This is a genomic window from Oleiagrimonas sp. MCCC 1A03011 (genome assembly GCF_003267965.1).
Classification (GTDB): domain Bacteria; phylum Pseudomonadota; class Gammaproteobacteria; order Xanthomonadales; family Rhodanobacteraceae; genus Oleiagrimonas; species Oleiagrimonas citrea.
The window spans coordinates 1-386 of sequence record NZ_MSPY01000052.1; the positions used below are offsets into that span (position 1 = coordinate 1).

Annotated in this window: 1 protein-coding gene; it reads right to left on the minus strand. The window is 62.2% G+C overall.

Annotation, left to right across the window (positions count from 1 at the left end; translation table 11 throughout):
- A partial coding sequence (locus BTJ49_RS15310) for an amino acid adenylation domain-containing protein (RefSeq protein WP_146742406.1) occupies positions 1 to 386 on the minus strand: 386 nt, incomplete at both ends.

Here is a 386-nt window from a genome sequence, read left to right on the forward strand (position 1 = left end):
CGGTCGAGTTTGCCGTTGGGCGTCAGCGGCATCGTGTCCAGTTGCACGAAGGCCGTCGGCACCATGTAATCAGGCAAGCATGCGGTCAGATGTGCGCGCAGTGTCGCGACGAACTCGTCAGATGCGGTCCCATCTACTGCTGGTGCGGCCACCACATAGGCAACCAGTCGTTTGTCGCCGGAAACATCTTCGCGTGCAAGGACGGTTGCCTCATGGACTGCCGGGTGTTCGATCAGGCGCGCTTCGATCTCTCCGGGCTCGATACGGAACCCACGGCAGCAACTTTGTGTTGATACGGCGACCTTCCAGCTCTCCGCTCTTAAAAAACCGCCGCCCGCTCCCAGGCCGCGTGATCGTGCTCGGCGACCGCGAACCACAGCGCTGCG